Origin of the sequence: Okeania sp., from assembly GCF_035285525.1 — a bacterium.
Taxonomy (GTDB): domain Bacteria; phylum Cyanobacteriota; class Cyanobacteriia; order Cyanobacteriales; family Microcoleaceae; genus Trichodesmium.
This window is the reverse complement of the sequence record NZ_JAYKGW010000225.1, coordinates 1-7,576: the sequence shown is the minus strand read 5'-3', so window position 1 is coordinate 7,576 and position 7,576 is coordinate 1. Positions and strand designations below refer to the sequence as shown.

Annotated in this window: 7 protein-coding genes and 1 pseudogene; 4 read left to right on the top strand and 4 right to left on the bottom strand. The window is 35.7% G+C overall.

Annotation, left to right across the window (positions count from 1 at the left end; translation table 11 throughout):
- Nucleotides 1-41: 41 nt before the first annotated feature.
- On the top strand, nt 42-272 hold the full coding sequence (locus VKJ25_RS21210; protein ID WP_324238633.1) for a hypothetical protein: 231 nt from the start codon (nt 42-44) through the stop codon (nt 270-272).
- A gap of 591 nt (nt 273-863) precedes the next feature.
- Entirely contained in the window at nt 864-3,074 is a 2,211-nt protein-coding gene (locus tag VKJ25_RS21205) for a peptidase domain-containing ABC transporter (protein WP_324238632.1), read from the top strand.
- A 258-nt stretch (nt 3,075-3,332) separates the two neighbouring features.
- Here the strand turns inward: VKJ25_RS21205 and VKJ25_RS21200 are convergent, their stop codons facing one another.
- The 3 genes and pseudogenes from VKJ25_RS21200 to VKJ25_RS21190 all read right to left on the bottom strand — a co-directional run.
- Complete coding sequence (locus VKJ25_RS21200; protein ID WP_324238631.1) at nt 3,333-3,572, bottom strand: hypothetical protein; 240 nt, start codon at nt 3,570-3,572, stop codon at nt 3,333-3,335.
- A 105-nt stretch (nt 3,573-3,677) separates the two neighbouring features.
- Nucleotides 3,678-3,893 carry an RpnC/YadD family protein gene (locus VKJ25_RS21195; protein ID WP_324238634.1) on the bottom strand — a complete coding sequence of 72 codons (216 nt, stop codon included), beginning with the start codon at nt 3,891-3,893 and terminating at the stop codon, nt 3,678-3,680.
- Between the two features lie 6 nt (nt 3,894-3,899).
- Nucleotides 3,900-4,484: pseudogene (locus VKJ25_RS21190) on the bottom strand (Rpn family recombination-promoting nuclease/putative transposase); the annotation flags it as partial.
- Nucleotides 4,485-5,142: 658 nt separating this feature from the next.
- Here VKJ25_RS21190 and map point away from each other — a divergent pair.
- Together map and VKJ25_RS21180 are read left to right on the top strand one after the other, a co-directional pair.
- Nucleotides 5,143-5,973, top strand: a complete 831-nt coding sequence (map, locus tag VKJ25_RS21185) for a type I methionyl aminopeptidase (protein WP_324238630.1) — start codon at nt 5,143-5,145, stop codon at nt 5,971-5,973.
- 377 nt (nt 5,974-6,350) lie between these two features.
- Nucleotides 6,351-7,043 (top strand): response regulator transcription factor, encoded by a 693-nt coding sequence (locus tag VKJ25_RS21180; RefSeq protein ID WP_324238629.1) that lies wholly within the window; start codon nt 6,351-6,353, stop codon nt 7,041-7,043.
- Nucleotides 7,044-7,100: 57 nt separating this feature from the next.
- Here VKJ25_RS21180 and VKJ25_RS21175 read toward each other — a convergent pair whose 3' ends face one another.
- On the bottom strand, nt 7,101-7,277 hold the full coding sequence (locus VKJ25_RS21175) for a hypothetical protein (protein WP_324238628.1): 177 nt from the start codon (nt 7,275-7,277) through the stop codon (nt 7,101-7,103).
- Nucleotides 7,278-7,576: the final 299 nt, after the last annotated feature.

The window sequence follows — 7,576 nt, the reverse complement described above, 5'->3', positions numbered from 1 at the left end:
TAAACTATCTTATTCATTGAATTAAATCCCAAGCAAAAACGATGCAAGAAACTCAAAATAACGAACTCTTTTCTGATATTTCTACTGAAGAATCTGCTGCTATTAATGGTGGTCATGGTTGTGGTTGCGATGGTTACAGTCGCTCTGTAAGTTATGGTCGCCGTGACTATTACTATGGTGATTATGGATATGGTCGCAGTGTAAGTTATAGCTACCGTCGTCCTGGTTATGACTACCATCATGTTACCTACCGTCCTGGTGGTTGCTACTAAAAGCCATATCATATCGGAATTATACAGCAGATTCGATTTTGTTGAGGTACACCTGTCGCGGGCAAAATTCCCGCACTAGAGACATTTAATTAACAGGACTAAAGCCACGCGAACCCAGAAACCCGGTTTCTACGCTCGTACCGGGTTTCTTCGCGTAAGTCCTGATTAAATCAAACACCTATAATTAATTTTATAGGTGTTTTTTTCTGATTTAATTGTCTATTAATAGAAAGAATTATTTGTATGTAAAATTTATCCGTTATAAGTATTTAGCTATTAGCTTTTTGAATTTGGGTTAATCCCTAGTTTCTATAAATTGGATACTTTAGAAGGAGTTAAATTCACTTCTATTCTAAACTTTTAAGAAACATAATTCTATTAATACTCAATGCTATAGTAATCAGGAATGAGATGTGAGAAAAATCTGTAGGGGTTTGGTCTCCAAATCCCTTATAAATTGGGTTTGGAGACCAAACCCCTACTATAAAATACTACAACCTATTTAGGATTGCTATAACTGCTTTTTTCAAAGGCAATTAAGCTGATAGCTGACTGCTTACTTATTATTTTTAATTTAAAAATTTAATTATTATGTTAGATATTGTACCAGTACCAATATTACCAAAAGCATCTACTGAACGAGAGGTAAATAACTTTAATAAATATCCCTTAATTCTCCAACAAAGTGAGGAAGATTGTGGAGCTGCTTGTTTAGCTTCTATTGCTAAATATTATGGTCGTAATTTAACAATTAATCGAATTAGAGAAACTATAGGTACTAATCAAAAAGGAACCACATTATTAGGTTTAAAACAAGGTGCAGATAGTATTGGTTTTAATGCTAGGTCTGTCAAAGCAAATCCAGGAATTTTAAATAAAATTGACCAAGCTCCTTTACCAGCAATTATTCATTGGCAAGGCTATCATTGGGTAGTATTGTATGGTAGACAAGGGGATAAATATGTGATTGCTGACCCTGGGATTGGAGTTCGTTTTTTGTCGGCAAAAGAATTAGCTGAAGCTTGGCAAGATTGGGTTTGTTTATTAGTAGAACCTGATGCTAAAAGGTTTTTTTCTGAGGCTGATGAAAAGGTAAGTAATATTAGCAGATTACTCAGACGAGTTTGGTATTATCGACAAATTATTATTCAAGTATTTTTGCTAAATATTGTTTTAGGTTTACTTTCTATTGCTTCTCCTTTTTTGGTGCAAATTCTTACTGATGATGTGTTAGTTAGGGGCGATTTTCAATTACTTACCAGTGTAGTAATTGCTGTAATTGTGATGAATATATTTAGCAGTTGTTTGGAGTTAGTTCAATCTAATATGATTGCTCATTTTGCTCAACGTTTGGAGTTAGGATTAGTGATGGAATTTGGCAGACAAATTTTGCGTTTGCCATTAAATTATTATGAAACGCGACGTAGTGGTGAAATTGTTAGCAGGTTGACAGATATTAAAGAGATTAATCAGTTAGTTTCCCAAGTAATTGTAAGTTTGCCTAGTCAATTTTTTATTGCTTTAGTTTCTGTGATTGTGATGTGTATCTATAGTTTTTCCCTAACTATAGTTGCTGTTTTTATGGCGGTAGTTATGACTTTATCAACTATTGCTTTGTTGCCAATATTACAGCAAAAAACTAGAAATTTATTTGCTTTAGAAGCAGAAACTCAGGGTGTTTTAGTAGAAACTTTTAAAGGTGCAATGACTCTCAAAACTACTTCTAGCGCTCCTCAGTTTTGGGAAGAATATCAAGGTAGATTTGGCAAGTTGGCTAATTTGAGTTTGAGAACTACTCAAATTGGAATTGTGAATGATGTATTTTCCGGTTTAGTTAGTAATATTGGTAATATTTTTCTGTTATGGTTTGGCAGTAATTTAGTGATTGCTGAACAATTAAGTATTGGTCAGTTATTGGCTTTTATTGCTATGAATCAATATGTATCAAGTTTGGTGAGTACGTTAGTGGGATTGATGGATGAATTGGCAAAAGTTCAGACTGCAACTAAACGACTTTCAGAAGTAATTGATTATCCTCCAGAAACTGATGAAAAACATCAAAAACCAGAGGCTAAAATTCAGAATAATGCTGATATTATTTGCTCTAATATTAGTTTTCACTACGCTGGAAGAATTGATTTATTAGAAAATTTTTCCGTGAGGTTTCCTGGTGGTAAATCTATTGCTTTAATTGGTCAGTCTGGCTGTGGAAAAAGTACAGTTGCTAAATTAATTGCTGGTTTATATCCAGTGCAATCTGGTAATGTGCAAATTGGTATTTATAATTTGCAAGATTTAGATATAAATTCTTTTAGAAAACAAGTTGTATTAGTTCCTCAAGATGCTCATTTTTGGAGTCGTTCGATTATTGAAAATTTCCATTTAGCAGCGCCGGGGGTAACATTTGAACAAATAGTTCAAGCTTGTCAAATTTCTGGAGCCGATGAATTTATTAGTCGTTTACCTGATAAATATCAAACAGTTTTAGGAGAATTTGGAGCGAATATCTCTGGCGGACAAAGGCAACGTTTAGCAATAGCAAGAGGTATTATTAATGACCCCTCTGTATTAATTTTAGATGAGTCAACTTCCGGTTTAGACCCGATTGCTGAGTCCGAAGTTTTGGAAAGTTTATTATCTTATCGTCGGGGGAAAACAACAATTTTTATTAGTCATAGACCAAGGGTTATTAGTAGAGCAGAATGGATTATTTTATTGAATCATGGAAAGTTAGAATTGGAAGGTTCTGTCGCATCTTTACGGGCAAAACATGGGAATCATTTAGACTTTTTAAATCCTTAGCTAGTAGCTAGACACGGATTTTGGCACGGATAAACGGATTAATTATTTGGGATTATTCTGTGCATCTGTATTTTAGTTATAATGTAGGGGCAAATGGCATTTGCCCTCTTACAGATAGGGTATTATTTTAGAATTTCCGTAAGTCCACTAGAGTGCATTTTGCTGCGTGACATGTTTAGGCAGCATTCCCTATACGAAAAATGAAATGTAATGCACCACCTCTCCTAAATTTTTCCGTGCTAAATATCTTCAAGTTATCTAATTATTATTAGCCGAATTAGCTATTTTTTGAACATCAGACAAAGGTAAGCCTAAAGACTCAGCAATTACCTCTAAACTCAACCCTAATTTGAGCAATTGAGGAACTGCTTTTTCTTTGGCCTTCTGTTGGCCTCTTTGTTCTCCTATTTCTTCACCTCGTTGTTCTCCAATTAGTTCACCATCAGCAAAAGCATCTCGATAAAATCTAGTTTGTTTCAGATCGCCTAAACTAAACATTGCCGTAATTCTCTCCCTAATTTTTTTTAGTAACTTGACTACAAATAAAATTAATCATTTATCAAAATATTTTGTAGTCAAGTTAGCCTAAATATCTTCAGTTATCTAATTATTATTAGCAGAATTAGCTATTTCTTGAACAACAGACAAAGGTAAATCTAAAGACTCAGCAATTACCTCTAAACTCAATCCTAATTTGAGCAATCGAGTAACTGCTTCTTCTTTGGCCTTCTGTTGGCCTCTTTGTTCTCCTCGTTGTTCACCATCAGCAAAAGCATCTCGATAAAATCTAGTTTGTTTCAAATCACCTAAACTAAACATTGCTGTAATTTCCTCCCGACTTTTTTCTGGTAATTTATAAACTATTATCGTCTCTAATAATTCGATAATATTTTGTTGTCTGACTGGATCTGTTAATTGAGCTTTAGATTTTTCAACTAACGACTTAGCCAGATCGACTGCGGTTTCTTCTGGTTCTACTACCAGTTTAACAATTCCTACTCCTAATGAATTAGATTTTAACTCATCTAAATAGATTCGTTGGACTCTTTCTAAACTTAAAATTTCTCCAAATTGATGAGCTTCTTCCCTCTCAATACTACGACTTGGATAGATGACTACTACCCTCCCAGGATGAATGGGTCAATATTGTTTGAAATACAGAAAAAGTTCTGTAAAAATACGATAATATAATTCATTTTTGGGTTGAAATTGTACTTCTACTAAATAGAACGGTTTAGCTGGATTATTATTTTTAGGCATAAATAATCCATCCATACGAAATGCTAATTGTTTGACTTCACGGGAAGTAAATTTATAATTATTAGCTTCCTGTTTATTAATACCAATTAATTCAAAAAAACTCTCTGGAAATGTGAGAAATAGTTCATAGAAAATGCTGTCTGTTTTCACTCTGATTAGCTTTTAGTTCATCAATATTAATTACAGCATATTTCGGGTAAATGATGTACAGGATAAATGGTGAAAATTTTATAGTGCGAGCTGGAAGTTCGCTTCGGGATATACTTGATAACGACGACTTACGCAAAGAAAGGTAATATATATCGGTTCTTGGTGCATTAATGAAATGTAACACACTACCTCTCCTAAATGTTTCGGTGCGTTACGCTCCGCTAACTCATCCTACTGGACTATTTCATCTTAAATGCTGCAATAGCAAATTGGTCTGAGATTGCTTTCGGTCCGGAATGCTACGCAAACACTGTCGTTTGCTATCGCAAAGCTGCGCTAACGCTTCGGAGAAATAATCATGCACTATTTTAGGTGAAACAATTGAGTAGTGCATTGTTTCATCTTAAAATGCTGCAATAGCAAATTGGTCTGAGATTGCTTTCGGTCTGGAATGCTACGCAAACACTATCGTTTGCTATCGCAAAGCTGCGCTAACGCTTCGGACAAATAATCATGCACTATTTTAGGTGAAACAGTTCACTGCAAACAGCGTTCATGTGTAAGTCCTAATTAATTACTTATATTTTTATTCTCTTCTCTATTCCCTGTTCCTTAAAACTACGCTAGACTATCATAACAGTTTCTTTGAGAGTAAAAAATGAAAATATCTAATAATACACTCACGACTCCTGCAAAACTTAAACCACTTCCTGTTATCAATAAACAACGTCGTGGCATAGAAATTAAATCTGAACGAGAAATTGCAATCATGCGACAATCAGGCCAAATAGTCGCCACCGTACTTAAAGAAATTTCTCAGATTGTGCAACCAGGAATGACTACTGCTGATTTAGATGCTTATGCGGAAAAACGCATTCGGGAAATGGGAGCAGTACCAAGTTTTAAGGGTTATCAGGGTTTTCCTGCTTCTATTTGTGCTTGTATCAATAATGAAGTTGTACATGGTATTCCGAGTCCGAAAAAAGTGATTCGAGTGGGTGATGTTTTAAAAGTAGATACGGGTGCTTATTATCAAGAGTTTCATGGTGATTCTTGTATCACTATTGGTGTAGTTGAAGTTGCTCCAGAAGCTGCTAAGTTGATTCGGGTTGCAGAGGAGGCAATGTATAAGGGTATTGAACAAGTGAAAGCAGGTGCTTATTTACTTGATATTGCTGGAGCTATTCAAGATCATACTGAGGCAAATGGTTTTTGCATAGTTGAGGAGTTTGCTGGTCATGGTGTGGGCAGAAATTTGCATGAAGAACCTTCCGTATTTAATTTTCGGACTAAAAATTTGCCTAATGTGAAGCTCCGAGCAGGTATGACTTTGGCTATTGAACCTATTCTTAATGCAGGTTCCAGATTTACTAAGTTTTTATCGGATAGGTGGACTGCTGTTACTGTTGATAATTGTCTTTCTGCTCAGTTTGAGCATACCGTTTTGGTGACAAATAATGGTTATGAAATTTTGACTATCAGGGAGTAGGGAGTAGGGGGAAATATAGTAGATTTTGGGTAAATGATTTACCTTATAAATAGTGAAAAAATTGCAGTGGGGGCATCTTGCTTGGGAGAGGACCCCTACAATGGGGTTAACGGCCGTTAACTACAGCATATTCCGGGCAAATGGTGCAAAAATTGTAGTGGGGGCATCTTGCCTGGGAGGGGTTTGGAGACCAAACCCCTACGATAGTGATTTTTTTATCACAAGAATAAATTTTAGTCAAGTGTTGGAGACAGTATATTTTTTTCACTCCACTCATAATCAAAATTAGGTAAATTATAAAAAACAATTTAAAGTTAAGATAAATCCATAAGCCTCAAATAATTCAGGCTAAAAATAACTAAGAGGAAAAATTAAAAATGTCAGGAAAAATATTATTAGTAGATGATGAGCCTGGATTACGGGAAGCCGTACAAGCTTATTTAGAAGATAGTGGTTTTGAAGTAAATGCCGCTAGTAACGCTAATGAAGGATGGGATATCTTGCAATTAGGTTTACCTGATTTAGTAATTACAGATGTGATGATGCCTCAAGTAGATGGTTATCAATTTCTGCAAAAATTAAGAGACGAACCAAGGTTTCAAGCTTTACCTGTGGTTTTTTTGACTGCTAAAGGAATGACTACAGATCGTATTCAGGGTTATCAAGCAGGTTGTGATGCTTACCTTTCTAAACCTTTTGATCCAGAAGAGTTGATCGCTATTGTGGAAAATTTGTTGAAGCGTCAAGCATCTGCACAAACAACTAATGAAGGGGAAAATACTCCTGATATTGCTGCTTTAGCAAATCAAATTGCGGAAATCAAGGCAATGTTGATGGGGAAGAATGCGATCGCTCAAAGTCCTTCACCAATAAAAATAGATTTGACTCCTAGAGAACAGAGTGTTTTAGATTTAGTAGCTAGAGGTTTAATGAATAAAGAAATTGCTAGAGACTTAAATACAAGTGTGAGAAATGTGGAAAAATATGTGAGTAGACTATTCACTAAAACTGGAACAAATAGTCGAACAGAATTAGTTCGATATGCTTTGGAGCATGGGTTGACAGATTGATAGGGTGATGGGGCGATCGGGTGATGGGGTGATGGGATGACGAAAAAAGCTAAGGCACTATTTTAGCGATCTGCGTAGGTTGGGTTGAGGAACGAAACCCAACATTAGGGGTGGGTTGTGTTGTTTCACTTTTAGCGATCTGCGTAGGTTGGGTTGAGGAACGAAACCCAACATTAGGGGTGGGTTGTGTTGTTTCACTGACGCGACATTAAGACGAATTTCGTTGCAAAACATGGAACGTTATCGCAGCTCATTCCTAAGATAAGGATAAACCGAAAACTAGTATAGCAGAAGAAAGAAGGAAGAAGGAAGAAGAAAGAAGGAAGAATCTGACGTTGTCTGAGTTTTCAGCTTTTGAACTGTCCTAACCTTTGTTTCTACTGCTGTAAAGTTTTGTTGGGTTTCGTCCCTCAACCCAACTACAACTGTTCAAAGTTTTGTTGGGTTTCGTCCCTCAACCCAACCTACAACTGTTCAAAGTTTTGTTGGGTTTCGTCCCTCAACCCAACCTACAACTGTTCAAAGTTTTGTTG

Excerpts from the sequence above, each read along its gene's own strand:
- VKJ25_RS21210 (WP_324238633.1), top strand. The coding sequence starts at position 42 with ATGCAAGAAACTCAAAATAACGAACTCTTTTCTGATATTTCTACTGAA.
- VKJ25_RS21205 (WP_324238632.1), top strand. The coding sequence starts at position 864 with ATGTTAGATATTGTACCAGTACCAATATTACCAAAAGCATCTACTGAA.
- VKJ25_RS21200 (WP_324238631.1), bottom strand. The coding sequence starts at position 3,572 with ATGTTTAGTTTAGGCGATCTGAAACAAACTAGATTTTATCGAGATGCT.
- VKJ25_RS21195 (WP_324238634.1), bottom strand. The coding sequence starts at position 3,893 with ATGTTTAGTTTAGGTGATTTGAAACAAACTAGATTTTATCGAGATGCT.
- map (WP_324238630.1), top strand. The coding sequence starts at position 5,143 with ATGAAAATATCTAATAATACACTCACGACTCCTGCAAAACTTAAACCA.
- VKJ25_RS21180 (WP_324238629.1), top strand. The coding sequence starts at position 6,351 with ATGTCAGGAAAAATATTATTAGTAGATGATGAGCCTGGATTACGGGAA.
- VKJ25_RS21175 (WP_324238628.1), bottom strand. The coding sequence starts at position 7,277 with ATGTTTTGCAACGAAATTCGTCTTAATGTCGCGTCAGTGAAACAACAC.